Genomic DNA, 26,721 nt, shown 5'->3' with positions numbered 1-26,721 from the left:
CCCCTGTGCTTTAGTCTGCCGCAGGCGGGCGGTAGGGAAAAGCGGGAAGCGATGGGCAGCGGAAAGGCGAAGGACCGTCAGGGCGTCCTGCTGGCGCTAAGCTACTATCTGCCCAATGTCTCGGGGCTGACGATCTCCGCCGCCGAACTGGCCCGCGTGCTGGGCGAGGCAGGACATCCCGTCACCGTTGCGACCTCGCGTCCCAACGGCGCCCTGCGCGACGAAATGGTCGATGGCGTACGGGTCTTGCGGGCGGGCGTTCTGGCGCGGATCGGCAAGGCGCCCCTGATGCCCTTCTATGCCGCAACAGTGATGCGGGGCATGCGCGGCGCGGGCCTTGTCGGCATTCACCTGCCCAATGCCGACGCGGCGCTGGTGGCGATCCTGGCGCGGCTGATGGGTCGAAAAGTCATCCTGTCCTATGCCTGCGCGATGTCCACCGCCACGCCGGGCGCGCGGCTGATGCGCGCCGTGGCCGCGCTGCCGCATCTTGTGGCGGGCGCGCTGGCCCATCGCATCCAGGTCGTCTCGGCGGATTATGCCGCGCAATCCACCTTCTGCCGCCTCTTCCGCCGCAAGCTCGCCTTCGCCCCGCCGCCCATCCCGGCCCTGTTCCTGGCCGACCGCCCGGCCCCGCCGCCGCGCAACCCTGGCCAGCCCCTCCGCATCGCCTATGTTGGGCGGCTGGCGCGGCAGAAAAACCTCGACCTGCTCCTGACAGCCTTCGACGGGCTGCAGGAGGCGCTTGGCCGCCCGGTCGTGCTGGACCTGATCGGCCCCGCCGAAGACATCATCGGCGAGGATGACTGGAAAGCGGTGCTTGCCCGTGCGGGCCAATCCGGGGGGCGCATCCGCCATCTCGGCCCCAGGACCCCCGCTGAACTGGCCGCACTTTACCCCCAGATCGATCTCCATGTCCTGCCCTCCACCGACCGGCTGGAAAGCTTCGGTCTGGTGCAGGTCGAGGCGATGGCGGCGGGCGTGCCCTGCGTGGCGACCGACCGTCCCGGCATGGCGGAACCGATCCGCCAGACCGGCATGGGCTGCCTCTTCTCACCCGCGACGCCCGAGGCGCTGCGGGAGGCCATGCTTCGCATCCTGCGCGACGGCCCGCCGCGCCGGGTATCGCCCGCCGAATTGCGCGCGCTTTTCGGTCCCCAGACCACCTGCGCGCCCTATCTTGATCTTGTGAAAACCTAGGCCGCGACCACGGCAAGCCCGCCGATCAGCGCCAGACAGGCCCAGGTCACCCCATCCCGCAGCGCGAAGGCCACCGGATCGTCGCCGATCCGGCCCCGTCCCGTCAGCAGCACCGCCCGGTTGATCCAGTAAAGGACGATCAGGCAGACGCCCCAGAGCGGCGCGTCCCAGACATAGGCCTGCCGGACTTCGGCGCTTTGCAGATAAAGGACCAGGACAACCACCGCGGCATGCCCTGCCCCGATCGCCATGCCGGCAAGGGCAGCCAGATCACCCGCCCCATAGGGGCGGCCCGGCAGGGGACCCGACCCGTTGCGCGCCAAAAGCTCGGCCTGGCGCTTCAGCGCCGCCAGCGCAAAGAAAAAGAGCAGGCAGAAGGCCAGAAGCCAGGCCGAAGGCGTGATGCCGGTCGCAAGCCCTCCTGCCACCACGCGCAGCGTGTAAAGCAGCGCCAGCACCGTCAGATCGGCCACCGCCCGGCGCTTCAACACCATCGCGTAGCCGATGGCCAGCAGCAGATACAGCGCAACGCCTGCAACAAGCCCGCGCCCCAGCATCGCGGCCACAGCCAGCGCCGCCATGGCCAGCCCTGAGGCAAGCCCTGTGGCTGCCGCGGGCGAGACCAGCCCCGCCGCGACCGGGCGCAGGGCCTTGCGCGGATGCAACCGGTCATGCGCGGCATCCTGCGCGTCATTCAGGGCGTAGATGGCCGAGGAGGCGAGGCACAGCGCGACGAAAGCGCCCAGCGTCTGGACCAGAACCGCAGGCTCAAGCCGATGTGCGGCCAGGCAAGGCAAGGCGACAAGCAGGTTCTTCGGCCATTGCCCGGGTCGCATCAGGCGCAGCCAGGGCGGCAGGTCGGACGGGCTCACCACAGGTGACCTGTGCAGAGCGGGCCGGGCCTCAGGCCTGGCCGCCCTTGCGCCGCGCCCAGAGCATCAGCGCCACCAGCGCCGCGGCGGCCAGCGAGATCGACAAGAGCATCGGATTGCCGCCCCCCGGGCTGCCGGGCACCAGAGGCACATCGGCCGGGGTCGCCGTGGCAGTGGGAAGGGTCGTCGGAGCGACGGTCGCGGTCGGCGAAGGCGCTTCGGTGGGCGTGGGCGTTGTTGTCGGAGCCGCCGTGGGCGTGGGCGTCGGCGTTGTTGTCGGAGCTGCCGTGGGCGTGGGTGTCGGCGTCGCTGTCGGAGCCGCCGTGGGCGTGGGCGTCGGCGTCGCTGTCGGAGCCGCCGTGGGCGTAGGCGTGGGCGTCGCTGTCGGAGCCGCCGTGGGCGTGGGTGTCGGCGTGCTCGTGGGGATGAAAATCGTCGGCAACGGGGGCGTGGGGATGAACGGCGTCGGGATGAAGATCGTTGGCAACGGGGGCGTGGGGATGAAGATCGTCGGCGTCGGCACGGCAAAACAGCCCGGATCCGCCGGGTTCATCATGCAACAGACAATGTCACCCGGCGTACACATGCCCTGCGCTGCTGCCGGTTTGCCGGAAACCAGGAACCCCGAGGCCGCGACCAGCCCCGCCACCAGCAACCGTTCCCCGCGCAAATGCTTCATGTGATGCTCACCGTCCCCGGCCCGTTGCCGGGCGTTTCCAAAGCGATAGCAGACCCGGAAGCGCCATGGCAACATGGCTCAGCCCATAGAGGACTGAAACCGTCACGGCCCCGGCAAATGTGCTTCCCAAAGCACGGTAAGTGGCCGCAATCGACACTTCGCGCAGGCCCCACCCGCCCAGGCTGGCGGGAATCGTGCTGACCAAAAGGCCCGCCGGAACCGCCACCAGCGTCTCGGCCACCGGGGGCGCCAGACCGATGGCCCAGGCGCAGAGAAGATACAGGATGGCGCTGGCCAGATGGGTCAGCATGGCCAGCGCCAGGCAGACCCACCCCATGGGCTGGCGCACCAGCATGCGCAAAAGCGTGGCGATGCGGGCAGGCTCGCGCCAAAATCGCCCCTCGCGCCCGGCGATGGCGAAAATCGCCACAAGCCCCGCAAAGAAACCGACCGCCAGAACCAGAGCCGCACGCAAGGCCGCTTCGGGCGGCAGGACTGCCAGAAGCGCCCCTCCGCCAAGCAGCACAAGCCCCATCACCCCGATGACCCGGTCGACCAGCACCAGCCGGAATGCCTGCGGCAGGGTACGGCCCGGGCCAGCTAGCAGCGCCACCCGCAATGCGTCGCCACCAATCGTGCCCAACGCCACCTGGCTGACCCCCAACGCCTGCCAATGCAGCCGGAACATGGCGGCAAGGCCGGGCCGCGCGCCCTCGCCCAAAGCCCCCAGCATCAGCCGCAGGCGCAGGCCCAGCCCCCAGAGAATCAGGGCATGCAGGGCGAAGGCGGGCAGCAGCCAGACCGGGCGCAACTGGGCGAAGACGGGCCCTTCCGCCGTCATCTCGCGGCTGATCCTCCAGGCCAGAACCAGGGCCGCCAGCGTCACCGCCGCCCGCAGGGCCAGCATCAGGCGCGGGGGAAGCCGGCTCATTTTCCGCAGCGCTCTTGCGGCAGCAGCTCGACCACGGCCCCTGCCGGGCTTTGCAGCACCACCCGGCCCAGACCGTAAATCCCGCCGCTGTCCAGCGCGGGATAGGCGGCGCGTTCCTCGACGCCCAGCACGGCATAGCGGATGCCATGGCGCGCGATCAGCGCGCAACGGGCCGTCTTGTCCATCGTGGTATAGAAGGCGTCGATCTCCTGCTTGCGCCCGCCCAACACGGCCGGATCATTGCGCCACAGCCATTCATGGCCGAACCAGCCCAGGATCGAGGGCCGCCCCGTGACGGCGGCAAAGCGCGCGCCCTTGGTGAAGGCCTCGCTGCTCGCTTCGATGAAGGACTGTCCGGGGTCGAAGGGCAGTTGGGCGAAGCCCTCCACCAGACTGCGCTCCTCGCCCAGAAAGCCCAGCCCGTCGAGATGGCGGTCCTGCCAGGCCAGCGGAAAGGTCCAGCGCGCATAGACCATGGGCAGGGACAGCGGCACCAGCACCAGAACTGCCGCAAAAGCCGCCCGCGCGCCCGGCCTTGCGGCCAGCCATCCCAGCGCCGCACAGCCCAGGATCGGCAGCAGGTGCTGCGCGCGGAAGGCGATCTTGAACATCGTATTGGCGCGGGCGAAATCGTCGTCATAGATGTCATCGATGAAGACGATTTCGGGCAGGATCACCAGCGCCAGCGCCACCGCCGCCAGAAGGCAGGCAAAGCCCAGCTCGACCGGAAGCGCGCCCCGCCGCGCCGCGATCATGCCCAGCACCACAAGCGCCAGCACCCCCGGCACCCAGGGGAACCAGATCACCGCCAGCTGCCAGACCGGTGTCTGCATCAGCGTCAGCGCCAGGCCCGAGGCGAAGGGCCGGAAGCTGGCCGCGAAGGGCGCCGCCGTCGCCGCAGCCACGGCCAGCGCCGGCACAACCGGCGCCGCCATCCGGTCAATGCGCCCCACTTGCGGCCCGCGGGTCCACAACGCGCCCCAGACCGCCAGCGCCACCAGTCCCAGCGCGGCGACATCCCAGGCATTGGTCATATAGGCCAGCCCACAAAGCCAGCCGAACAATCCCACCGGCAGAAGGAAGCTCCGCCCCCGCACGCCCGCGCGCCAGGCGACCAGCGCCGCGACGAGGCCGAGAAGGAAAATTGGCGTCGCCATCACATGGGCATGCAGATCGCCCACCTTGAAGCCATAGGCGACAAACTCGGTAAAGGCCTTGTCCGGCACATCCGGGTCATAGCCGATGAACCGGGTCGAGTTCGGGTAGTAATACTCGGGCAGCGTCGTCGGCATCCGGTCGCGCAGCGCTTGGTATAGGAAGGAATGGCCATTGCCGCCCCACATCACCAGCGGCACCGACAACAGCGCCGAAAAACGGCACAGGGGCCGCGCGATCCCGCGCAAAAGCTCCGAGACAAGCTGGAAGGTCAGGCAGCCCGTCAGCGCGAACAGCGTCGCCATGGCAAGCTGATAGGCATGGTCCGCCGGCACCTGCGCCAGATTGGCCCAAGCCGCCACGGTGGCATGGCCGAAGTAATAGTAGTTGATCGGCTGGCCCGCCATCCAGGCATCGGTCGCGGGCAGCATATCGGCCCGCATCAAGGCGGTGAGGAAGCCGAGATTGGTGAATTTTTCCAGCCCCAGCAGGGCCGGTTCCTGCAAGCGCTCGACCAGCCCCAGCGCGAAAAGCACAAGGAACAGACCCTCGCGCCGCAGGATCACAGCCAGCGGCAGCGCCACGCCCTCGCGCCGCAGCGTCACCCACAAGCCCGCCATCCCCAGCGCCGCGACCAGCGGCCCGGATTGCGCGAAGGAGCCCAGCCCCAGCGCGCCCAGCAGATAGGCCAGAAAGCCCAGCATCAGCCAGCCAAGGCCGCGCGCGACGATCCAGCCGCCATCCTCAAGCCCCGGCAGGCAGCGCCGGGTCAGCGGCCCCATCAGCCAGCCCGCCGCTGCCAGAAGGAGAAGCCAGCGCAGCACTTCGTTCATTTCGGCCACGGGCAGGCCCGGCATCAGCGCGGCCTCCGCAGATTGTCGAGCAGCACCTCTGCGCGGCAGTCCTGCCCCGGCGCGGTGATCTGGGCCAGCATTTCCTCAGGCGGCAGCCGGTTCACCCGCCGCAATACAAAGACCTCGGGCCGGTCGAACACCACCCGCGTCTCCTCGGCCCCCAGCCCCGGCGACAGGAACCCGCCCAGGGGCGCGAAACGCGGCACATCCAGCGCCACTTCATAGCCCAGATCGCCCCGCGTCAGCGCGGCGTAATAGCCGCACATCTCGGGGAAGCGCGCCAGATGCGGCAGCACCGCCCAATGACGGCGGCTGTAGAGTACCATCCAGTCGCCCTGTGCCAGCGCCGCCGCAAGCTGGCCGGGTTTGTCCGGTGTCGACGGCTCCATCAGAGGCAGCGTCATCACGCTGGCGCCGGCAAACTCGGACGGGCCGATATCGCGCGGTTCCAGAAGCACCACATCGCCCTTCTGCACCCGCGCCTCCAGCGCGGCGGCGGCAGCAATGCGGCTGTCGGGAAAACGATAGCTCGCGGCCAGCGACAGACCCGCCAGCGCGGCAGGCGCCAAGGCCAGACCGAAAGCCAGCCGCAGCATCGTGCCGCGCAGCCGCGCCCAAAGCGCCGTCCCGCCAAGCGCCGCGAAGATCAAGAGAACCGGCAGGACCGGCGCCAGATAGCGGGTGAACCGCGCGTGCCAGGTCACGATGATCGCCAGATACAGGATCAGGAAGGCCAGTCCCAAGGCCGCACCCCGGTCGCGCCGCCGCAGGGCAGCCGCGATGCCAAGAACCGCCAGAACCAGTCCGGCCCCGCCGGTCATGCTCCAAAGCTGGCGCAGCTCATACAGGCCCGCCACCGCGCCTTCGAACTGCCAGGTCCAGAACACATCGGTCCGGCCCGCGACCACATCGCCCTCGAACCTCATCACCGCAAGGTAATCCTGCGTCGCATAGATCAGGGCGGGCGTCGTCAGCAGGAACAGCCCCGCCGCCAGCAGAACCGAGACCGGCACGGCCAGCAGCCAGCCCCGCCCCCGCCCGTCGGGCCGCAGCACCAGCGCCGCCAGCGGAATGATCCCGATCACGGCGGCCGAACTCTTCGCGCCCAGCGCCAGCCCCAGGATCAGCGCCCAGCCCAGGCCCGCCCGCCAGGGCCCGTCCTGCCCGTCCAGATAGCGCAGCCCCTGCGCCCAGGCGGCCAGCACCGCCAGCGTCAGCGCGCTTTCGGTCGTGCCGAAATGCGCCCATTGGATCAGCGGCGCCGAAAGGCCAAGCAAGCCCAGCGCCAGCCCCCCTGCCGACGCGCCGCCCAGCCGCAGGGCGATGCGGAAAGCCAGCCACAGCGCGGCCCCGGCACATAGGGCCGAGATCAGCCGCGCCGCCAGCGAAATGCAGCTTCCCCCGGGCGCGGGGCCACACAGGACAACGGCCAGCCCCTTGGGCAAAGCCAGCGCAAGCCCGTTATAGGCATGGAAATCCGGCACCATCCCGCCGGGAAAGACCAGCTTGCCCGCCGCGAAGACCAGATTGAACTCGTCGGGGTGATAGAGCCGCCCCTCGTCCCACATCAGCCCTTGCAGGCGCAAAAGGACCAGCAGCGCCAGCGCCAGCGGCAAGACCCAGGGCCGGGAGGCCAGCCCGCTCATGCCGAAGGCACCTTGGCATTGGCAAGCATCAGCCCCGGCAGCACCAGCAGGTTGAAATGCACCAGCACATTCTGTGCCAGCCGCAGCAGCGCACCAAGGCTTTCGGAGGGCGGAAGATAGGGGAGCAGCGCCAGACTGCCATCCGGCCGAGGCTCAACCATCCCCAGAACCGGCCCGGCCTTCAGCACCGCCAGCACCTCGGTCACCGCGCCCAAAGCCAGCGCCACGACCATCACGGCCAGCGCCGCGGCCAAGGCCAGAACGCCCCGGCGCGAGGGCGCGGCGACCAGGGCCGCAAGGATCACCGGCAGAGCAATGGCGAAATCGGCGGGCCAGATCGCCGCGCGATGCAGGATCGCGGGATCGGCCTGGGCCAGCGCCATGGTCTCGACCAGCCAGCCATCGGGGCGCGGCGCAATCGGGCCGATCCCGCCCGGCGTCGCGACCAGCAGCAGATTCGCCAGCGCGGCCAAAGGCGCGGCCGACAGCGCCGCCAGGCCCAGCGTCCAGATCGCGCCGAACCCCACGACCAGCGCAAGCGCCAATGCAAGCCGCCGCGCGGGCGTGCCCAGGATCAGGCCCGCCGCCAGCAGGAAACCGCCCGCCGTCAGGATCGGGAAGACATCCAGATGCACCGCGTCGAACTGTGCCGGATCAAGATGCAGCACGACCCCAAGGATCACGATGCGGAACAGGTTGAAAGCCTGGATCGCCACCAGAGCGACAGCAAAGGCCAGAACGCCCCAGCGCCAGCCGCGCCGCCAGGCCAGGCCTGCCACCAGCGCGGCCGCCGCGACCGCCAGCCCGTTGCCGTCGCAGACGCGCGTGACTTCCATCCCCCAGCCCGCCACCGTCTCGCGCAACGTGGCGCCATCGCGGATCACCGTCAGGCCGGAAAGGTTGAACAGCGCACCCGCCACAGCGGCCAGTCCCAGCGCCACCGCGTCAAAGACCGCGCGCAGGGGCGCCAGATCGACCAGCGCGAAGCCAAGGGTCAACAGGGCCAGCGCAGGCACCGCCCCGCCCGCGGCGCGGCCCTTGATCGCCGATGGCACGGCCCGCGCCCTTAGAATTGCAGGTTCAGGCTCAGATGCGCGTCGATGCCGGAATAGCCATCCTCATCGAAATTCGACCCGACCCCGGTCTCGAAGTTGAACCCGTTTTTGCCGGTGGCGAAGCCCACGCCCAGCCGCCCGCGCGTGTCCGAGGAATAGGCCTCGTGCAGACCGACCGGCAGATTGTCCGAAGCCGAGATGTTCTGGCTCAGATCCATCTCGACAAAGGTGTTCATCCCGTTTTCAAGGTCGAAGGTCGTGCGCGCACCGAAGACCACGGCAAAGCTCTCTCCCGTCGTTTTGTCCACTGCCGCGCCGCCCAGTTCGGTATAGGCATCATTGGTCTGGGTGACATAGCGCAAGCCGCCATTCAGGTCGGTCGTGGCCTTGCCGCTGACAATGCGATGCGCGGCGGACAGGTCAAGGAAGCTGCGGGTCGCATCGAAACTGCCCGAAATCGCACCGCCCGAACGGGTGAAGTCATAGCTTGCCCAGATATGGCCGAATGTGGCGCTAAGCGATGTTGCCTCGCCCACGCTGCGCGACAGGCCCAGCGTCAGGCCGATCCCGTCATGGTCCATGGTGCCGTCATTGGCCAGAGTGTCGCCCTTGCCGTGTTCCAGCAGCAGTCCACCGAACAGAAGCGTGTCCGACCCGACAGCGCCGCCCACCAGCGCCGCGCCGGTCATCAGGTCATAGTCCAGCGTGTCGGTGTCGATGTTTCGATACCCGATATTCGCCGCAAAGCTGAGATCGCCATTGGTGAACACGCCCTCGACGCCCATCGCGGCCGGATCGCCGTCATCTGCAAGGAACCCCGGAGCGACGCTCACGATTTTGATGCGGTCGCTCGAAACGCCAGCGCTTCTGGCGATACTGGCAAGGAAGTCATTAATGAAGTTCTGATGTTCGCCAGTCACGACCTCGCCGATGGAAATGCCCATCGCCGAGGCCGATCCCGGCACGTTGCGCGCCTGGGCCTGGGTGCCCGTCAGGCTGAACAGCACCGCGGCAAGCAGCGGCAGAAGGGCAAGTGTCAGGCGGCGAAACGGCATCGGGCAATCCTTGGCACAGCGTCCTCGCGACGCTTTGACGAGCTTTCTCCAACGCTAGGCGATAAGTCGCCGGCCTTCACCGCAAATCGCGACGGAGATTTCGAATTTCTCCCAAGGCGTGGCGGCAAAACCGCGCCAGGCGCCGATAATTCAGCGCCGACGTGCCGTGGTCGCGCGCCAGATGGGTGACAACCACCTCGCGCACCCGGTCGGGATGGCGGCGCAAAAGCACGATCGCGGCCAGAACCGAGGGGATCCAGGCCCGCTCGGGAATCAGCCGGGCGGCCTCGGCCCAGGCCTCGCGGCGCAAAAGCTTGTAGGGCACGCCGGCATCCTGCGGGCTGCGGCCAAAGGTCAGGGCGATTGCGGCCCGCATCAGCCGGGTGATCACCAGCCGGTGCGGCGGGTCATTGCGCGGACGGCGGATGCCGATCAGACCCAGCAGCTTCTCGTCCTGCAACTGCCGCCAATGGCCCGCGAAGGCCTCAAGCGCGATCTGCCGGTCGCTGTCCAGAAGCAGCAGCACCTCGCCCCGCGCTTCGGCCAGACCGCGCAACAGCGCCGGGCCATGGCCCGCATTGGCCTGGGTGACGACGCGAAGCTGCGGCACGCGCCCCGCCAGCCCCGCCAGAAGGGCAGGCGTCTGATCGCGCGAACCGTCATCGACCACGATGATCTCGGTCTCGGGCACGACGGTGCAGATATGGGTCAGCACATCGCCGACCGCAGCTTCGATGGACCCGGCCTCGTTATAGGCGGGCATGATGACCGACAGGGTCGGCATGACGGAAACCCCATTCCCCAGTGACGGGCGCACTTTGCATTTGGCGGCGGCGCCCTTATCCTGCACCGCTATCAGCCCCATACCGGGGTGGCAACCGGATCGGCGCGGCCGAACCAAGAAGGCAGGGACAGGGCAGATGGCGCATGTGGTGATCGCTGGCGCCGGGCTGACCGGGGCCACGCTGGCACGCTGCCTCGCCGAAGTCGGCCATCGCGTGACGGTCCATGACGCGCGGGATCATCTCGCCGGCAATTGCCACACATCCGAAGACGCGGCGACCGGGGTGATGGTCCACCGCTACGGGCCGCATATCTTCCACACCGCCGATACCGGGGTGCGGGCCTTTCTCGACCGCTTCACCCGCTTCATCCCCTATCGCCACCGTGTTGTCACGCGGGCGGGCGGGCGCGTCTTCTCGATGCCGATCAACCTTCTCACGATCAACGCCTTCTTCGGCACCGCCATGGGGCCGGACGCGGCCCGCGCCCATATCGCGGCGCAGCGCGTGACCCTGCCCCACCCGCCCCGGAATTTCGAGGAACAGGCCCTGTCGCTGATGGGCCGCCCGCTCTACGAGACCTTCTTCAAGGGCTATACCGAAAAGCAATGGGGTGTCGCCGCGACCGAGCTTCCGGCCGAGATCCTGGCCCGCCTGCCCTTCCGCTTTACATATGACGACAGCTATTTCCTGCATCCTTTCCAGGCCATGCCCGACCAAGGCTATACCGCTATGGTCGCAGCGATGCTGGACCATCCGGCGATCGACATTCACCTGAACAGCGCCCTTTCCCCCGCGCCCGCGGGCGATCATCTGGTCTGGACCGGCCCGATCGACGCCTATTTCGGCCATCGGCTGGGCCGCCTCGCCTATCGCACCCTCGATTTCGCCGAGATCCGCGCCACCGGCGATCAGCAAGGCATCCCGGTGATGAACGAGGCCGATGCCGCCGTGCCCTATACCCGCACCACCGAGCACCGCCATTTCTCGCCCTGGCGCGAGGTCTCGGGCACCATCCTGTATCGCGAAAGTTCCCGCGATTGCGGCCCGGCGGACATCCCCTATTACCCCGTCCGCCTGTTGCGCGAGAAAGAGATGCTGGCGGGGTATGAGGCGCTGGCCGCCGCCACCCCCGGCGTCAGCTTTGCCGGGCGGCTGGGGCAATACCGCTATCTCGACATGGATCAGGCCGTTCGCGCCGCCCTCGACCTGGGCGCCTCGCTGATCGACCGGCTGTCCCCGCGCCAGGGCACGGCGCGGGCGGGGCACTGATCCGCGCCATGCCGCGCAAGACCCGCCTCGACCCAGCCCTGCCGGTGCTGCTGGCTCTGACGCTGTTGCTCTTCCTTGCCCTCTGGGCGCGGCTTGCGGGCACCGACTGGGATCAGGGCGCGGGCCTGCACCCCGACGAGCGTCACATGCTTTTCGTCAGCCAGGACATGGCGCGGGCGCTGGACGATCCGGCCCATGCCGGGCTTGGTCTTTCGGGCTGGCTGGCCGAGGCCTCGCCCCTGAACCCGCATCTGGGCGACCGCAGCCATGTCTATGGCGATCTGCCCGTGCTGGCCGTGACCTTCGCCGCCCGCGCGACCGGACAGACGGGCTGGTTCGAGATGATGCATCTTGGCCGCCAGATCAGCGCCATTCTGGACGGGCTGACCATATTGGTGGTCTTTCTTGCGGCGCGGCTCCTGGCGGGCGACCACCGCGCTCTGTTGGCCGCGGCCCTCTACGCCGCCATACCCAGCGCCCTGCAACTGGCCAATTTCTTCACGGTCGAGGCCTGGCTGAGTGCCGCCACCGCCTGGGCGTTGGTGCCGATGGCCGCTCTTGCGACGGGGCGAGGCGGGCTGCGCAGCGCCGCCATGGCTGGGGTCTTCACTGGCCTTGCCCTGGCCTGCAAGATCACCGGCGGCGCGCTGACCCTGCCCGGCCTTGCCGCGCTGGTTCTGGCACGGCGGCACGGCATGGGCTGGGGGCGGATCGGGCTTTGCCTCCTGGCCGCGCTGGTTGTCACGCTGATCACCTTCCGCCTTGCCAATCCCTTCGCCTTCGCGGGCATCTTCACTGTCTCGCAGCACTGGATCACCGATTTCCAGGACCTTGGCGCCGTGGTGCTGGACTGGGGCTTTCCGCCCAACTGGCAATGGCTTGCCGGATATGGCCCGCTGCCTTTCCTGCGTGATTTTGCCCTGTTCGGCTGCGGCCCGGTCGTCACCGCGCTGATCCTTGCCCTGCCCGCCGCGCGGCTTTGGCGCGCGGCGACCCTGCCCCTTGCCGCCGCCCTGGCCTTTGTCCTGCCGCCCCTTGTCTCGCCCATCGCCGTGCTGCGCTATGCCGCGCCCGCGCTGCCCGCCCTCGCCCTTGCCGCCGCCCTTGCCCCAGACGCGCTTCTCCGCCGCGGTCGCGCCGCGCTTCCCCTCCTCCTCGCCCTCTGGTGGGGCGCGGGCGCCTGGCGGCTGCATGATGGCCAGCATCCCCGCGTCACCGCCTCGCTCTGGCTCTGGACCCTGCCCGCGGGCACCACGCTTCTGAACGAGACCGGCTGGGACGAAGCCCTGCCCGTCATCGTCGCGGTCGCGCCGGGCGAAAACCGCCGCTGGCCCGATCAGGACGGGCATTTCATCCTGAAGACGCTGGAGATGGTTGCCCCCGACAGCTCTGCAAAAGCCGATGCCATGGCCGCGCTGATGGCCGAAAGCGATTTCCTGATCCTGTCCTCGGATCGGCAGTCCGGCGTCATGCCCCGCCTGCCCGACCGCTTCCCCCTGACCACCGCGCATTATGCCGCGCTATTCTCGGGTCAGGCCTGCTTTGCCCCGGCTCTGGCGATCGACCGCGGCTTCCCGCTGCCCTTCCTGCCCTTCGACGACTCCTGGGCGCAGGAACCCTGGCGCGTCTATGACCACCCCAAGGTCCGCATCTTCCGCCGCGAGGCCTGTTTCGATGCGGCGGCCTATGCGGAAAAGCTCAAGGCCGCCTTGCCTTGAGACCCGTTCAGCGCCGCCGCGCGACAAGCGCCAGGCTGGGCGTGGTCGCCGCCTCGCCGGGCATCGAGACATAGGGGTCTGTGATCTCGAGCAGATCCAGCGGCAGGCCCTTCAGCGCCGTCTCGAAACCGCCCTGCCACAGCGTCTCCTTGACCGTCAGCACCATCACCCCGCCGGGCCGCAGGATGCGGAGCAGTTCGGGCAATGCCTCGGCGCCAACATGGCCGGTGGTGAACACCCCGGTCGAGATCACGGCGGCATAGGCGCCATCCGCCATGTCCAGCGGCCCGCCCAGCACCGCGCGCGACAGGCGCGCATAGGCCCCCTTGCGCGCGGCCACCGCCAGCATCCCTTCGGAAATGTCGATGCCATGCACTTCCGGCCAGCCCAGGATGCCGAACCAGGCCCCGGTCAACCCCGTGCCCACCCCCGCATCCAGGATCGGCCCCGCGCCCTTGGGCAGATGGCGGGCCAGAAGCGCCATGCCGATGGTGGGATGGCGATAGCCCGCTTCCGCCATTTCGGAATCATAGGTCTCGGCCCAGGCATCATAGACGGCCGCGATCTCTTCCGGGGCCTTCGCGCCATAGACCGCCCCCAGATGCCCATCATGTTCCGCCATCATCGCCCCCGCCTGTTGCCGCTTCACCATAGCCAGGTCGCGGAAAATGTGGAACCTTTCCGCGTGACAAGAGGATGACGTGAATGACCGATCTGGAAGAAATCGCCGCCCTCGGCCAGAAGATGCCCGCTTTGGCCGGGGCCGTGCCCGAACGCATGGGCGGCCTGACGAACCGGGTCTATCGTCTGGGCGATCTGGTCCTGCGCCTGCCCGGCAAGGGCACCGAAGACTATATCGACCGCGCCGCCGAGGCCATCTCCGCCCGCGCGGCAGCGGCGGCGGGCGTCTCGCCCGAGGTGATCCATGCCGATCCCGCGAGCGGCATCATGATCACGCGCTTCATCGACGGGACCGAAACCATGTCTCCGCAGGCCTTCCGCAGCCGCAAGGGCAGCCCCGCCCGCGCCGGTCAGATCTTCGCCCGGCTTCACCGCTCCGGCGCGGTCTTCCCGGCCCGGTTCGAGCTTTTCGCGATGATCGACGATTACCTTGGCCATCTGTCGGGCAAGGACGTGGCCCTGCCCGAGGGCTACCATCAGGTGCTGGACGAGGCGCAGACCGTGCGCGCCGCGCTGGCGGCGCACCCCCTTCCCCTTGCCCCCTGTCATTGCGACCCCCTGTGCGAGAACTTCCTCGACACCGGCGACCGCATGTGGGTGGTCGATTGGGAATATTGCGGCATGAACGATCCGATGTGGGATCTGGGCGATCTGTCGGTCGAAGGCGGTTTCGACGCCGATCAGGACAGCGAGATGCTGCAGGCCTATTTCGGTGGCCCGCCTTCCGCCGCCGACCATGGCCGCATGGTGATCTACAAGGCGATGTGCGACCTGCTCTGGACGCTCTGGGGCCTGCTGCAACTGGCCAACCAGAACCCAGCCGACGATTTCCGCGCCTATGCCGACACCCGCTTCGCCCGCTGCCGCGCGCTTATGGCCACGCCCGGCTTTGCCCGCCACCTGGCGGCGATTACCGCATAGGACGGGTCACCACCGCCAGCCGTTCAGCGCCAGCCCCGCTGAAGCTGCGTCCCCGACAGGCCGGCCCGCGGCGCCGGCCCCAGCAGCACCAGCAGCGGAAGGGTGATCAGTGGCGACAGGAACAGCGTCACGATCACCCAGCCCAGCGCCGAGCGCTGGCGCCGCGCCGCCATGGTCGCGGGCAGCCAGATATACAGCCAGAAGGCAAGGATCGCCCCGACCGACACCATCAGGAAGATCACGAATATCGATCCGGTCAACATGCAAGGCATCCTTTGCGGGCAATCCTGTCCCGGTGAAAACGCCGCCCCCCGCCCGCGGTTCCTCGGTTGGCGCGGCATCCGTCTTCCCGCGTGCCGCCAGTGAAAAAGGGGGGCCGAAGCCCCCCTTTCCGACCCGGTGCTGAAAATCGCCTCAGCCGCCGATCTTCTTGATTCGCCCGTCCAGCTCGACCTTCACCGAACCCATCTTCTCGACATAGGCCATCACGTCATTGGCCACGAGGCTGCTGGTCGCCCCCTCGGTCACGATGCGCCCGCCGCCCAGCGCGGCATAGCCGTCGCCGCCGCCCAGGATGTAGTCGTTGATTGCGACCTTGTAGACCTTGTCCATCTCCAGCGGCGCACCACCCACCATGACCTCGCTCACCCGGCTGCCCGCCGGGGCCGAGACATCCACCGTCATCGTCATGCCCGAGACCTGCGGGAAGCGCCCGGCCCCCTTCTCGATCTGGCTGACCCCGTTCTCCAGCGCCAGCAGGACCTGGCTGCCCGGCAGTTCTGTGACAACGGTGGTATTGCCGAAGGGCAGTTCGGTCAGGATGTCGCGGCGGGTCAGCTTCACGCCGGCATCATAGGTCCGGTCTCCACGGATGCCGCCGCTGTTCATCAGGCCGATATCCGCCCCCGTCTGCACCCGCAGCGCATCGGCGATCAGGTTGCCCATGGTCGCTTCCTCGGTCCGCACCACGTTGCGGCGGCTGTCCAGGGGCGCCTCCAGCGTCGCGATCTCGACGCCCAGCGTCTCGTCCATCTTGGCGCGCAGGCTGTCGGCCAGCGCCGTCGCCTCGGGATCGGGCGTCACGGTCGCCGTGTCGATGAAGCGGAAGGTCGGCGTCCAGCTGATCGTCCGCTTGCCATCCTCCTCGCCCACTGTCACCTCAAGGTCGATCGGATTCAGGAACTGCCCGTCGACGCTGGTTTCGACATAGGCCGTCACCCCGTCATAGGCGGTCGCATAGGTGTGGTCGTCGCCCGACAGGATCACATCGAAAGCATGGCTCGCCATCATGGCCCGGTCATTGACCATATCGGTCTGCACCACGCCCACCACCAGATCGGCGCCATCCTCGCGCGCCTTCTTCGCCGCGGCGATGCCGGTATCGACCGTGGGCAGGAATTTCAGGCTGCCGGTCGAGGACACTTCGGGCGAGGTATCCTGCGCCACCGGCACCAGTGCGATCTTCAGCCCGGCGACCTCTTTCACCAACACGCCGCCCAGCCCCTCGATCGGGCTGCCATCGCCATTGACCAGGTTCACCGCCGCCCAGGGGTATTTCGACGCCTTCATCTTCTCGAAGAAATTCTCCGGTCCGAAATCGAACTCATGGTTGCCCGGCACGGCCAGATCGAAAGGCACCAGATTGGTGAAGTCGATGGTGTTCTGTCCCTTGTCAAAGCCCGAGATCAGCGACGGGCTCAGCATGTCACCGTTGAACAGATAGAGCGTGTTCGGATTGGCCGCGCGCTCGGCCTTGGCCACCGCGTTCAGCCGGGCAAAGCCGCCGCGTCCGTCTTCTTCCTCGAAATTATAGACATCGCCCACGCCCAGAAGCGTGATCTTGACCGTCTCGGCCAGCGCGGGGCCCGTCAGGGCGGCAAGCGCCACCGCCCCCATCAAGCTGCGGATGACTGCACGGGACTGCCTGGCCATATCGATTCTCCTTGGATGCTGGACTTTTACAATTCCGTTACATTGTGCGGGGGAAACCGGCCTGTCAAAGCCCATGGCCCCGACCCGGTGCTAGGCCGCCAATCCTACAGGCGCATGACAGCCCGCGCGGGCCACCGTCCCTTGCGCGATTGACGCGGGCGGGGCGGCGGGGGTAAAGCCGCCCCCATGCTCATCTTCAAGATCTTCCGCCGCCCCGAATGGGATGCCTTCCGCAGCGCGGGCGAGACGCTCGGCGCGCCGGTCGATCTGGCCGATGGCTTCATCCATTTCTCCACGGCCCAGCAGGTTGCCGAAACGGCGGCGAAATGGTTCGCGACCGAAAGCGATCTGGTGCTGGTGGCCTTCCGCGCCGAAGATCTTGGCCCCGGACTGAAATGGGAAGCCTCGCGCGGCGGCGCCCTGTTCCCGCATCTCTATCGCAGCCTGCGGATCTCGGAAGTGGTCTGGGACAAGTCTCTGCCGCTCGGCGCCACCGGCCATATCTTCCCCGAAGGCGTGGTATGAGCCTGATCGAAAGCCTCGGCCTCGCCGCGCTGCGCCGCATCGACCCGGAAACCGCGCATGGTCTGGCGCTCAAGGCGCTGCGCACCGGGCTTGCGCCGCTGCCCGGCCCGGTCGCGACGCCGCGCCTGGCCTGCACGCTGGCCGGGCTGCCGCTTCTGAACCCGATCGGCCTTGCCGCGGGCTTCGACAAGAACGCCACGGCAGTTGCACAGCTGTCCCGCGCGGGCTTCGGCTTTCTCGAGGTCGGCGCCGCCACGCCCCTGCCGCAAGAGGGCAATCCGCGCCCGCGGCTCTGGCGCCTCACCGAAGACCGCGCCGCGATCAACCGCTTCGGCTTCAACAATCAGGGCATGGAGCCGATCGCCGCCCGCCTTGCGGCACGGCAGCGCGGCCCGGTCCCGGTCGGGCTGAACCTCGGCGCCAACAAGACCTCGGAAGACCGCGCCGGCGATTTCGCCCGCGTCTTGGCCTATTGCGGCCCGCATGTCGATTTCGCCACCGTCAATGTCAGCAGCCCCAACACCGAGAAGTTGCGCGACCTGCAAGGCCCCGCCGCGCTGGCCGCGCTGCTTGATCGGGTGATGCAGGCCCGCGCCGAACTGCCGCGTCCGATCCCGGTCTTCCTCAAGATCGCCCCCGATCTGTCGGAACCCGAACTGGCCCAGATCGCCGAAGTGGCGGTGTCGGCGCAACTCTCCGGCATCATCGCGACCAATACCACGCTCGCGCGCGACGGCCTACGCTCGCCCTTCCGCGACCAGCAGGGCGGCCTCTCCGGCGCCCCTCTCTTCGAGCGCTCGACCCGCATCCTCGCCCGGCTCTCGCAGCTGACCGAGGGCCGCCTGCCCCTGATCGGCGTCGGCGGCGTTTCCTCGGCCGAAGAGGCCTATGCCAAGATCCGCGCCGGGGCGAGCGCCGTGCAGCTCTACACCGCCATGGTCTATCACGGCCTCAGCCTCGCCCCGAAGATCGCCCGGGGTCTCGACGCGCTCCTCGCCCGCGACGGTTTCGCCTCGGTTGGCGCCGCCGTGGGAACGGACCGGTCGCGCTGGCTGTAAGCCCCGGGGGCCAGCCCCCGGACCCCCGGGATATTTGCGAACAGAAGAAATGACAGCCGCAACGGATCGCGGCCGGTCGCCCGCCGCCCGATCGGCTTCTTCTGTTTCCAAATATCCTGCGGGGGTCCGGGGGTGCAAAACCCCCGGGTTCTGCCAACCGTCAGAACGCCTTGAAGGTCATCGTGGTCAGCGTCTGCTGGATGCCCGCGATGTCGAACAGCTTCGAGGCGAGGAAATGCCCGACATCCTGCCCCTCGGGGATATAGACCTTGGCCAGAAGGTCGAAATCGCCGCTGGTCGAATACAACTCGCTCACCACCTCGCGGTCCCAGATCTCATTGGCCACATCATAGGTCTTGCCCGGGGTGCAGCGGATCTGGACGAAGACAAGCGACATGGGCGGACCTCCTGATTGCGCGGCAGAGATTAGCCCTCGTCCGCCGCCAGCGCTAGAGGCGCGGGCGCCTGTTTCAGATCCTCGGTGCCCAGCGCCCGTTTGGGCAGCGCCAGCCGGTTGCGCACCACCCAATGCAGCCGCGTCTCGGCCCGGGTGATCGCCACATAGGCCAGCCGCTTCCACAGCGGCACGCCCGCCTCGCTGCGCCCCGCCTGCGCCGCCGCCCAAAGGTCGGGGGCGAAGACCTGCACTTCCGGCCATTGCGACCCCTGCGCCTTGTGGATCGTCACCGCCGCGCCATGCAGGAAGGCCGCGCCCATGGTCGCGGCATGGGGGATGAAGGGTTCCTCCTCCTCGGGCCGCTCGATCTTGATGATCGAGGCCGCCGAAAGCTGCGGATCCTCGGCCCCCAGCACATGCAGCTTCGCGAAACCGGGGCGCGAGCCGGGACCAAGATAGATCACCTGCGCCCCCTTGATCAGCCCCCGCGCCTCGAGGTCGATCCGCTTCTTGCGATGCTTCAACGGCAGTTCGATCCCGTCGCAGATCAGCGGCTCGCCCGGGATCAGGTCATCGACCGGCGCGCCCTGCGCGGCGCGAAAGGCGGTGATCAGCTTGATCCGGGTGACATTGCGCCAGACAAGCACGGGCGAGCGCGCCATCAGATCGGCATCGACACGTTCCGCCCAGACCACCCGGTCATCCCGCGCCGCCCGGTCGCGGATCATCGCCTCGAAATCCTCGAAGCCCAGCCGGTCATCGGCCAGGGCATGGGCCAGGTCGAGGATCGGGTTGTCCTCGCTCTGGCGGTGGATGCGGTGCAAGATCAGCTTGCGGCTGTCGCCCAGCCGGTCGAAGACCATCTCGCCCGATTGTCCGACCGGGGCAAGCTGGGCCGGATCGCCGAACAGAACCAGACGCGGAAAGATCTCGCGCAGGTCGTTGAACTGGCGCTCGTCCAGCATCGAGGCCTCATCGACGAAACCCATGTCCAGCGGCTCCTCGCGCCGCTTCCAGCCGGTGATGAAATCCGACCCGCGCAAGCCCGCCGCCGCAAGCGCGCCGGGAATGGACGCCACCTGCTGGTAAAAGGCATGCGCCCGGTCCAGCGCCTGATCGGTCAGCCCCTCGACCGTCGGACGCTCCGCCTGCCCCGACAGCCATTCGGCGATCTTCTCGTATTGCGGGTCATAGACCGGGGTATAAAGGATGCGGTGGATCGTCGTCGCCGGCACGCCGCGCAGCCGCAAGACGCTCGCCGCCTTGTTGGTCGGGGCCAGAATGGCCAGCGTGCGGCGGTCCTTCCTGCGCCGCCCTTCCCAATCGGCCGAGACGATATCGACCCCCGCGCCTTTCAGCGCCTTGTACAGCCCGCTCAACAGCAGGGTCTTGCCCGATCCCGCCTTGCCCACCACCGCCATGACCATCGACTTGCCCTCGGCCTGCGGCGTCAGCACGCCCTCGGCCAGATCGACGCCCTGGCCCTCCAGTTCAAGGGCCAGTCGGTCCCAGGCCTCGGCCTGATCGTCGGAAAGGGTCAGCGCGCTCTGCATGGCGGCGACCCTATCCGCATGGCCCGCCAAGGACCAGAGAGGGAAGACCCCGCCCGCCGCCGAAAGTGCGGGATCGCCGCGCCCATGACAAAGCCGCCTGCAGGGCGGCAGGCGGCCTGTCTCAGCGTTCAGCCCGGATCGGCCTCAGCCGCCCCGGCTTGCCTCCAGCGTATCGGCAAAGGTCCGCAGCCCGGTGCGCGGCGCTTGCACCAGCACCGCCATATTGCCCGGCTTGTGCTTGTTCTTCCACATCAGCGTATGCGCCGCCGGAATTTCGGCCCAGGGGAAGACCTCGGACATGCAGGGGTCCAGCCGCCGCTCGCACATCAGCTTGTTGGCCGCCGCCGCCTGCTTCAGATGGGCGAAATGGCTGCCTTGCAGGCGCTTCTGGTGCATCCACATGTAACGCACGTCGAAGGTGCAGTTGAAGCCGCTGGTGCCAGCGCAGATCACCACCATGCCGCCCTTCTTGCAGACCAGCGACGAGACCGGGAAGGTCTGCTCGCCTGGATGCTCGAAGACCATGTCGACATTCACCCCTTTGCCGGTGATGTCCCAGATCGCCTTGCCGAACTTGCGCGCCTCTTTCAGCCAGGTGTTGTATTCCTCGCTGTTGACCTTGGGCAACTGCCCCCAGCACTTGAAATCGTTGCGGTTGATCACGCCCTTCGCCCCCAGCGACATGACGAAATCGCGCTTGGTCTCGTCCGAGATCACACCAATCGCATTGGCCCCCGCCGTCACCGCCAGCTGGATCGCGTAAGAGCCAAGCCCGCCCGACGCCCCCCAGACCAGCACATTCTGCCCGGGCTTGAGGTCATGCGGCGCATGGCCGAACAGCATCCGGTAGGCGGTGGCCAGCGTCAGCGTGTAGCAGGCCGATTCCTCCCAGGTCAGGTGCTTCGGCCGCGGCATCAGCTGCTGGGCCTGCACCTTGGTGAACTGCGCGAAAGACCCGTCCGGCGTCTCATAGCCCCAGATGCGCTGGGTGGGCGAGAACATCGGATCGCCGCCATTGCATTCCTCGTCATCGCCATCATCCTGATTGCAATGGATGACGACCTCGTCGCCGACCTTCCAGCGCTTCACCTTGTCGCCCACCGCCCAGACGATGCCCGAAGCGTCGGAACCGGCGATGTGGAACTCCTGCTTGTGGCCGTCGAACGGGCTGATCGGCACGCCCAGACCGGCCCAGACCCCGTTGTAATTGACCCCCGCCGCCATCACGAGGACCAGAACCTCATGGCTGTCCAGCGTCCAGGTCGGCAGCACTTCCAGCTGCATGGCCTTTTCCGGCTCGCCATGGCGTTCGCGGCGGATCGACCAGGCATACATCTTCGCCGGCACATGGCCGAGCGGCGGCATCTCGCCAATCTCGTAAAGGTCCTTCACCGGCGCGTCGTAGGGAACGATGCCGCTTGCCGTATCCAGTGCCATCCGTCTCTCCATCGCAGACATGCCGCGCCGCAGAATCACAGCGCGCTTGCGGCAAGAGTTAAAATTGGTCGCGCAATTTTGCAATAGTAAGAAAGTGTATTTTTGTAATTTTATGTCCGCTGCGTCGCGGCGTCAGCCGAAATGCCGGGCACTGCATTGGCGTAAAAGGCCAGAAGCGCCGCCTCGCCCGACGCCGGCTGCAAATCCTTGGTCACCAGCCCCCGCGCGATCAGCGGCACCAGCCCTTCCTCCAGCACCCGCTCCACCCCTTGCGGCGGCAGTTTCAGCACCGCCCCCGCCGCCGCCAGCCGCGCCGCCAGCGCCTGCACCCGCTGGGCCAATTCGTCCCGGCTCGCCGCGCCCTGCCCCAACGCCGCCGCCACCAGGGGCACGGGCAGGACCGGGATCACCCCGGCAATGCGCTGCATCAACAGCCCGCCCAGCGCCTCGACCGGGGCGGCATGACCCTGCGCAAGAAAGTCGCGCAGGCTGACCGGCGCGCCGAAGCCCGCCGCCGCCGTGCCGAAGCCGCGCAGCCGCCCGCGCCAGCGCTTCCACAGATAGGCCAGCGCGCACCACGCCACCCAGAGCGGCCGGTTGCGGAACCGCCGCGTCTCCGACTGCGCCGCCTCGACCAGGACCCGATCCTCGAGCACCCGGTCATAGGCCAGGCCCACCGGCACGAAGACCACATCGCGACCCTCGGGCCGGAAACCCTCGACGATATAGGAAATCAGCCCCAGCCGTGCCGCGCCCATCCGCCCGTCCAGCGAAAGCCCGCCCTCGGGGAACATCGCCTGGGTCGTGCCCTCTTCCGCCGCCATCTGCACATAGCGCGCCAGCACCTTGCGATAGAGCGCATTGCGGCTCTTGCGCCGGATGAAATAGCCCCCCATCGACCGCACCAGCGCCGACAAGGGCCAGACCCGCGCCCATTCCCCCACCGCGTAGGAAACCGCCGAGCGCCCCGCCACCAGCCAGGTCACCAGAACGTAATCCATGTTCGAGCGGTGATTCATCACGAAGACCACCGTCGCGCGCGGGTCGATCTTGGCCAAGGCGGCATCGACCTTGCCCACCCGCACCCGATACAGAAGCCGCGTCAGGGCTTTCGCCGCCCGCGTGCCAAAGCCGAAATAGATCGTCGCCGAAAAGCCCGGCACGATCTCGCCCGCATAGCGCCGCGCCTCCTCGAAGGCGACCTCGCCCGGCACCCCCGTCTCGGCCGCATGCTCTGCCGCCGCCTCCATCACCCGCGCATCATAGGCCAGCCGCGCCACCATGTCCGACCGTTGCGCCAGCTTGAACAGGTCGATCTTGCGGTCCAGCTGCGCATTCAGTCGCATCAGCGCCCGCTCGGCCCGCCGCCGAAAGAACCAGCGCACCGAGGGAAACAGGAAATGCGTGGCGAAACTGATCGCGGCGAAGCCAAGGATCAGCACCAGAAGCCAGACCGGAACCTCGACCCTGCCGAACATGCGGCACAGACTAGAGCATCCCGAAGATCGGGCAATCCTTCTTCATCTCGGCGAAACCACTCGCGCGGTCCGAGGGCGGCCCCCCGGTCGCCGAACTCGCCGCAGCGCAGCGATTGACATTGTGCGATTCTTTCGCCTATCTCCACGATGACGAAACAAAGTTGCGCGCTGGCGATTCACCCCGCGTTCCGGAGACAAGAAGATGACCGAGAAACCCTGGCTCTTCCGCACCTATGCCGGCCATTCCACCGCCGCCGCCTCCAACGCGCTTTATCGCACCAATCTGTCCAAGGGCCAGACCGGCCTGTCCGTTGCCTTCGACCTGCCGACCCAGACCGGCTATGACAGCGACGATCCCCGGGCGAAGGGCGAGGTCGGCAAGGTCGGCGTCCCCATCGCCCATCTGGGCGACATGCGCGCGCTCTTCGACCAGATCCCGCTCGAAGAGATGAACACCTCGATGACGATCAACGCCACAGCCCCCTGGCTGCTGGCCCTCTACATCGCCGTCGCCCAGGAACAGGGCGCCGATGTCGCCAAACTCCAGGGCACCGTCCAGAACGACATCATCAAGGAATATCTCTCGCGCGGCACCTATATCTGCCCGCCGAAACCCAGCCTGCGCCTGATCACCGATGTCGCCGCCTATACCGGCCAGCACCTGCCGAAATGGAACCCGATGAACGTGTGTTCCTACCATCTGCAGGAAGCCGGAGCCACGCCCGAACAGGAGCTTGCCTTCGCGCTCGCCACCGGCGTCGCCGTGCTGGACGATCTGCGCGGCAAGGTCCCGGCCGCCGATTTCCCGGCCATGTGCGGCCGCATCTCCTTTTTCGTCAATGCCGGCATCCGCTTCGTGACCGAGATGTGCAAGATGCGCGCCTTCACCGATCTCTGGGACGAGATCCTGCGCGACCGCTACGGCATCGTGGATGAGAAATTCCGCCGCTTCCGCTATGGCGTGCAGGTCAATTCTCTGGGCCTCACCGAACAGCAGCCGGAAAACAACGTCTATCGTATCCTTCTGGAAATGCTGGCCGTCACCCTGTCGAAAAAGGCCCGCGCCCGCGCCGTCCAGCTTCCGGCCTGGAACGAGGCGCTGGGTCTGCCCCGGCCCTGGGATCAGCAATGGTCGCTCAGGATGCAGCAGATCCTCGCCTATGAAACCGACCTTCTGGAATATGACGATCTTTTCGACGGCAACCCCGCCATCGACCGCAAGGTCGCCGCGCTGAAAGACGGTGCCCGGGCCGAACTGGCCCAGATCGACGCCATGGGCGGGGCCGTCGCCGCCATCGATTACATGAAATCCCGCCTGGTCGAGGCCAATTCCGACCGCATCGCCCGGATTGAGGCGAAAGAGGTGACCGTGGTCGGCGTCAACCGCTTCACCACCACCGAACCTTCGCCGCTCACCACCGGCGAGGGCGCGATCATGCAGGCCGACCCCCATGCCGAGGCCGACCAGATCAGCCGCCTCAAGGCCTGGCGCGCCAGCCGCGACGCCGCCGCCATCACCGCCGCGCTGGCCGGGCTGCGCCGTGCCGCCGATGCGGGCGAAAACATCATGCCCGCCTCGATCGCCGCCGCAAAGGCGGGCGTCACCACCGGCGAATGGGCCGCCGTGATCCGCGCCGCCTTCGGCGAATACCGCGCCCCCACCGGCGTCTCGCGCAACCCCTCGAACCGCACCGAAGGGCTCGAGCCGATCCGCGCCGCCGTCGATGCCGTCTCCTCGACCCTGGGCCGCCGCCTGAAATTCCTCGTCGGCAAGCCCGGCCTTGACGGCCATTCCAACGGCGCCGAACAGATCGCCGCCCGCGCCCGCGATTGCGGCATGGACATCCATTACGAAGGCATCCGCCTGACCCCGCAGGAAATCGTCTCGGCGGCGGCGGATCAGGAGGCCCATGTCGTCGGCCTGTCCATCCTCTCCGGCAGCCATCTGCCCCTGATCGCCGAGACCATGGAGCGGATGCGCGCGGCGGGCCTGTCGCATGTGCCGGTGGTCGTCGGTGGCATCATCCCCGACGAAGACGCCACCCAGCTGCGCGCCATGGGCGTCGCCGCCGTCTACACGCCCAAGGATTTCGAGTTGAACCGCATCATGCTCGACATCGTGGCGCTGGTCGATCCGGCTGCGGCGGCGGCCTGAGCCGCGAAGGGCGTAGGGAAACCCGCCCTTCCCGTCCCGCGCAGCGCATGGCACCAAGGGGCATCAGTGCCCCAAGCCGGACCGAAGCCATGCGCCTGCCCCTTCTTTGTCTCGCCCTCCTCGCCGCCCCGCCCGCCCGCTTCCGAACCGGACGCCGCCTGCGCCTGTGGCGTAGCGATCCCCTGCTGCCCGCAGCGGATCGCGACCACGGATTTCGCCTGTATGCCCGCGGATGTCGAAGCGCGCGTCACCGCCATGGGTCAGGCCTTCGACCTGCCCGACCGTCTCTTGCGCAAGAATCCCGGTGAATGGCTCAACCTTCTCGCCGCCTGCTCTGCCTGCCCCAACCGCAAGCTCTGCGCAAATTGCCTCGAGGCAGGCACGATGCACGCCTTGGCTGCGACGGGCCACTGTCCCAATGCGGCCCGCTTCGCCGCGCTCGCCGGCCGGCGCCGCGACTGATCCCCACCCGGCGGGTAGCCCTGACGGCGCCCTCTTGACCGGCCTTTCCTCTCGCGGCCAGATGGCCGTCGCGGGTCATCGCGGCCCGCCCGGACGGAAGACGTTCGGAAGACAATGGCAAGACCTTCGGAAGACCAGGTTTCTTCAGGTTTTTCTGCGGGTTGACCCGAAAAAGGACAGGACCAGGCCATGAGCTTCCACATCGGCGCCAAACCCGGCGACATCGCCGAGACCGTGCTTCTGCCCGGCGATCCCTATCGCGCCCGCTGGGCCGCCCAGACCTTTCTGGAAGCGCCAAGACTGGTGAACGAAGTGCGCGGCATGCTGGGCTATACCGGCACCTGGCGCGGCCACCCGGTCACCATCCACGGCACCGGCATGGGCATGGCCTCGCTGTCGATCTATGTCAACGAACTGATCCGCGACTATGGCGCCAAGACCTTGATCCGCATCGGTTCCGCCGGCGCGCTGCAACCCGATGTGCAGGTCCGCGACGTGGTGCTCGCCATGTCCGCCGCCACCCTGCACACCCCGTCCTCCGAGATCTTCCGCGAGATGAACTTCGCCCCCACCGCCGATTTCGGCCTTCTCTGCCGCGCCCATGCCGCCGCGCAGGGCCGCGCGCGGACCCATGTCGGCATGATCCATTCCTCGGACACGTTCTATGACGAACGCCCCGATCTTGCCCAGCAATTGCAACGGCATGGCTGCCTCTGCGTCGAGATGGAGACCGCCGAGCTTTACACCCTCGCCGCCCGCCACAAGGCCCGCGCGCTGTCAGTCCTCACCATCTCCGACCATATCCTGACCGAAGAGGCGCTGCCCGCCTCCGAGCGCGAGACCAGTTTCGCCGCCATGGTGGAAATCGCCCTCGCCGCCGCCTTCGACTAGGCCGTCTGAGGG

The 26,721-nt window shown here is 67.9% G+C and carries 24 protein-coding genes; 10 read left to right on the top strand and 14 right to left on the bottom strand.

The window, feature by feature from the left end:
• Positions 1 to 51: 51 nt before the first annotated feature.
• A complete protein-coding gene (locus tag ACED67_RS07810) occupies positions 52 to 1,200 on the top strand; it encodes a glycosyltransferase family 4 protein (RefSeq protein ID WP_395541010.1) in 1,149 nt (382 codons plus the stop codon).
• On the opposite strand, the gene ACED67_RS07805 is transcribed toward ACED67_RS07810, so the two are convergent.
• A complete protein-coding gene (locus ACED67_RS07805) occupies positions 1,197 to 2,072 on the bottom strand; it encodes a UbiA family prenyltransferase (protein ID WP_395541009.1) in 876 nt (291 codons plus the stop codon). The two genes, ACED67_RS07810 and ACED67_RS07805, sit on opposite strands and share 4 nt — an antisense overlap.
• Before the next feature lie 167 nt (positions 2,073 to 2,239).
• On the opposite strand from ACED67_RS07805, the gene ACED67_RS07800 reads away from it, so the two are divergent.
• Positions 2,240 to 2,755, top strand: coding sequence for a hypothetical protein (locus ACED67_RS07800; protein ID WP_395541008.1), 516 nt, complete (start codon positions 2,240 to 2,242; stop codon positions 2,753 to 2,755).
• A gap of 3 nt (positions 2,756 to 2,758) precedes the next feature.
• Here the strand turns inward: ACED67_RS07800 and ACED67_RS07795 are convergent, their stop codons facing one another.
• From ACED67_RS07795 to ACED67_RS07770, 6 genes are all read right to left on the bottom strand, one after another.
• Positions 2,759 to 3,682: a lysylphosphatidylglycerol synthase transmembrane domain-containing protein gene (locus ACED67_RS07795; RefSeq protein WP_395541007.1), complete on the bottom strand. Its 924-nt coding sequence runs from the start codon at positions 3,680 to 3,682 to the stop codon at positions 2,759 to 2,761.
• Positions 3,679 to 5,694 (bottom strand): DUF2298 domain-containing protein, encoded by a 2,016-nt coding sequence (locus ACED67_RS07790; protein WP_395541006.1) that lies wholly within the window; start codon positions 5,692 to 5,694, stop codon positions 3,679 to 3,681. The genes ACED67_RS07795 and ACED67_RS07790 overlap by 4 nt, the downstream gene beginning before the upstream one ends.
• Positions 5,694 to 7,337, bottom strand: a complete 1,644-nt coding sequence (locus ACED67_RS07785) for an ArnT family glycosyltransferase (RefSeq protein WP_395541005.1) — start codon at positions 7,335 to 7,337, stop codon at positions 5,694 to 5,696. The genes ACED67_RS07790 and ACED67_RS07785 overlap by 1 nt, the downstream gene beginning before the upstream one ends.
• Positions 7,334 to 8,392: an exosortase/archaeosortase family protein gene (locus tag ACED67_RS07780; protein WP_395541004.1), complete on the bottom strand. Its 1,059-nt coding sequence runs from the start codon at positions 8,390 to 8,392 to the stop codon at positions 7,334 to 7,336. The genes ACED67_RS07785 and ACED67_RS07780 overlap by 4 nt, the downstream gene beginning before the upstream one ends.
• 11 nt (positions 8,393 to 8,403) lie before the next feature.
• Positions 8,404 to 9,447, bottom strand: coding sequence for an autotransporter domain-containing protein (locus tag ACED67_RS07775; RefSeq protein WP_395541003.1), 1,044 nt, complete (start codon positions 9,445 to 9,447; stop codon positions 8,404 to 8,406).
• 76 nt (positions 9,448 to 9,523) lie between these two features.
• Positions 9,524 to 10,231, bottom strand: a complete 708-nt coding sequence (locus ACED67_RS07770; protein ID WP_395541002.1) for a glycosyltransferase family 2 protein — start codon at positions 10,229 to 10,231, stop codon at positions 9,524 to 9,526.
• 136 nt (positions 10,232 to 10,367) lie between these two features.
• Between ACED67_RS07770 and ACED67_RS07765 the strand changes: the two genes are divergently transcribed.
• Together ACED67_RS07765 and ACED67_RS07760 are read left to right on the top strand one after the other, a co-directional pair.
• On the top strand, positions 10,368 to 11,501 hold the full coding sequence (locus ACED67_RS07765; protein ID WP_395541001.1) for a UDP-galactopyranose/dTDP-fucopyranose mutase family protein: 1,134 nt from the start codon (positions 10,368 to 10,370) through the stop codon (positions 11,499 to 11,501).
• A gap of 8 nt (positions 11,502 to 11,509) precedes the next feature.
• Positions 11,510 to 13,219 carry a glycosyltransferase family 39 protein gene (locus ACED67_RS07760; protein WP_395541000.1) on the top strand — a complete coding sequence of 570 codons (1,710 nt, stop codon included), beginning with the start codon at positions 11,510 to 11,512 and terminating at the stop codon, positions 13,217 to 13,219.
• A gap of 7 nt (positions 13,220 to 13,226) precedes the next feature.
• Here ACED67_RS07760 and ACED67_RS07755 read toward each other — a convergent pair whose 3' ends face one another.
• Entirely contained in the window at positions 13,227 to 13,841 is a 615-nt protein-coding gene (locus tag ACED67_RS07755; protein ID WP_395540999.1) for a class I SAM-dependent DNA methyltransferase, read from the bottom strand.
• An 83-nt stretch (positions 13,842 to 13,924) separates the two neighbouring features.
• Here ACED67_RS07755 and ACED67_RS07750 point away from each other — a divergent pair, with 83 nt between their 5' ends.
• Positions 13,925 to 14,821 carry a phosphotransferase gene (locus tag ACED67_RS07750; protein ID WP_395540998.1) on the top strand — a complete coding sequence of 299 codons (897 nt, stop codon included), beginning with the start codon at positions 13,925 to 13,927 and terminating at the stop codon, positions 14,819 to 14,821.
• A gap of 23 nt (positions 14,822 to 14,844) precedes the next feature.
• Here the strand turns inward: ACED67_RS07750 and ACED67_RS07745 are convergent, their stop codons facing one another.
• Together ACED67_RS07745 and ACED67_RS07740 are read right to left on the bottom strand one after the other, a co-directional pair.
• Entirely contained in the window at positions 14,845 to 15,084 is a 240-nt protein-coding gene (locus ACED67_RS07745; protein WP_395540997.1) for a hypothetical protein, read from the bottom strand.
• Between the two features lie 151 nt (positions 15,085 to 15,235).
• Positions 15,236 to 16,753, bottom strand: a complete 1,518-nt coding sequence (locus tag ACED67_RS07740; RefSeq protein ID WP_395540996.1) for a bifunctional metallophosphatase/5'-nucleotidase — start codon at positions 16,751 to 16,753, stop codon at positions 15,236 to 15,238.
• A 186-nt stretch (positions 16,754 to 16,939) separates the two neighbouring features.
• Here ACED67_RS07740 and ACED67_RS07735 point away from each other — a divergent pair, with 186 nt between their 5' ends.
• Positions 16,940 to 17,278: a DUF952 domain-containing protein gene (locus ACED67_RS07735; RefSeq protein ID WP_395540995.1), complete on the top strand. Its 339-nt coding sequence runs from the start codon at positions 16,940 to 16,942 to the stop codon at positions 17,276 to 17,278.
• Positions 17,275 to 18,336 carry a quinone-dependent dihydroorotate dehydrogenase gene (locus ACED67_RS07730; RefSeq protein WP_395540994.1) on the top strand — a complete coding sequence of 354 codons (1,062 nt, stop codon included), beginning with the start codon at positions 17,275 to 17,277 and terminating at the stop codon, positions 18,334 to 18,336. The genes ACED67_RS07735 and ACED67_RS07730 overlap by 4 nt, the downstream gene beginning before the upstream one ends.
• A 160-nt stretch (positions 18,337 to 18,496) precedes the next feature.
• Here ACED67_RS07730 and ACED67_RS07725 read toward each other — a convergent pair whose 3' ends face one another.
• The 4 genes from ACED67_RS07725 to ACED67_RS07710 all read right to left on the bottom strand — a co-directional run bounded on the left by ACED67_RS07725 (position 18,497) and on the right by ACED67_RS07710 (position 23,201).
• The gene (locus tag ACED67_RS07725) at positions 18,497 to 18,733 is read right to left on the bottom strand and encodes an Lrp/AsnC ligand binding domain-containing protein (RefSeq protein ID WP_395540993.1); all 237 of its coding nucleotides are present in this window, start codon (positions 18,731 to 18,733) and stop codon (positions 18,497 to 18,499) included.
• A 29-nt stretch (positions 18,734 to 18,762) separates the two neighbouring features.
• Positions 18,763 to 20,286 carry an ATP-dependent DNA helicase gene (locus ACED67_RS07720; protein WP_395540992.1) on the bottom strand — a complete coding sequence of 508 codons (1,524 nt, stop codon included), beginning with the start codon at positions 20,284 to 20,286 and terminating at the stop codon, positions 18,763 to 18,765.
• Positions 20,287 to 20,430: 144 nt separating this feature from the next.
• Positions 20,431 to 21,723 (bottom strand): crotonyl-CoA carboxylase/reductase, encoded by a 1,293-nt coding sequence (gene ccrA, locus ACED67_RS07715; RefSeq protein WP_395540991.1) that lies wholly within the window; start codon positions 21,721 to 21,723, stop codon positions 20,431 to 20,433.
• Between the two features lie 110 nt (positions 21,724 to 21,833).
• Positions 21,834 to 23,201: a 1-acyl-sn-glycerol-3-phosphate acyltransferase gene (locus tag ACED67_RS07710; protein ID WP_395540990.1), complete on the bottom strand. Its 1,368-nt coding sequence runs from the start codon at positions 23,199 to 23,201 to the stop codon at positions 21,834 to 21,836.
• A 202-nt stretch (positions 23,202 to 23,403) separates the two neighbouring features.
• On the opposite strand from ACED67_RS07710, the gene ACED67_RS07705 reads away from it, so the two are divergent.
• The 3 genes from ACED67_RS07705 (at position 23,404) to deoD (ending at position 26,709) form a co-directional block, all read left to right on the top strand.
• Positions 23,404 to 25,356 (top strand): methylmalonyl-CoA mutase family protein, encoded by a 1,953-nt coding sequence (locus tag ACED67_RS07705; protein WP_395540989.1) that lies wholly within the window; start codon positions 23,404 to 23,406, stop codon positions 25,354 to 25,356.
• Positions 25,357 to 25,578: 222 nt separating this feature from the next.
• On the top strand, positions 25,579 to 25,818 hold the full coding sequence (locus ACED67_RS07700) for a hypothetical protein (protein ID WP_395540988.1): 240 nt from the start codon (positions 25,579 to 25,581) through the stop codon (positions 25,816 to 25,818).
• Positions 25,819 to 26,007: 189 nt separating this feature from the next.
• On the top strand, positions 26,008 to 26,709 hold the full coding sequence (gene deoD, locus ACED67_RS07695) for a purine-nucleoside phosphorylase (RefSeq protein WP_395540987.1): 702 nt from the start codon (positions 26,008 to 26,010) through the stop codon (positions 26,707 to 26,709).
• Positions 26,710 to 26,721 lie beyond the last annotated feature (12 nt).

This window comes from Neotabrizicola paludis, from assembly GCF_044142105.1.
Classification (GTDB): Bacteria; Pseudomonadota; Alphaproteobacteria; order Rhodobacterales; family Rhodobacteraceae; genus Pseudogemmobacter.
Note: the sequence above shows the minus strand (reverse complement) of the source record. Positions and strands in the feature narration are given on the sequence as shown.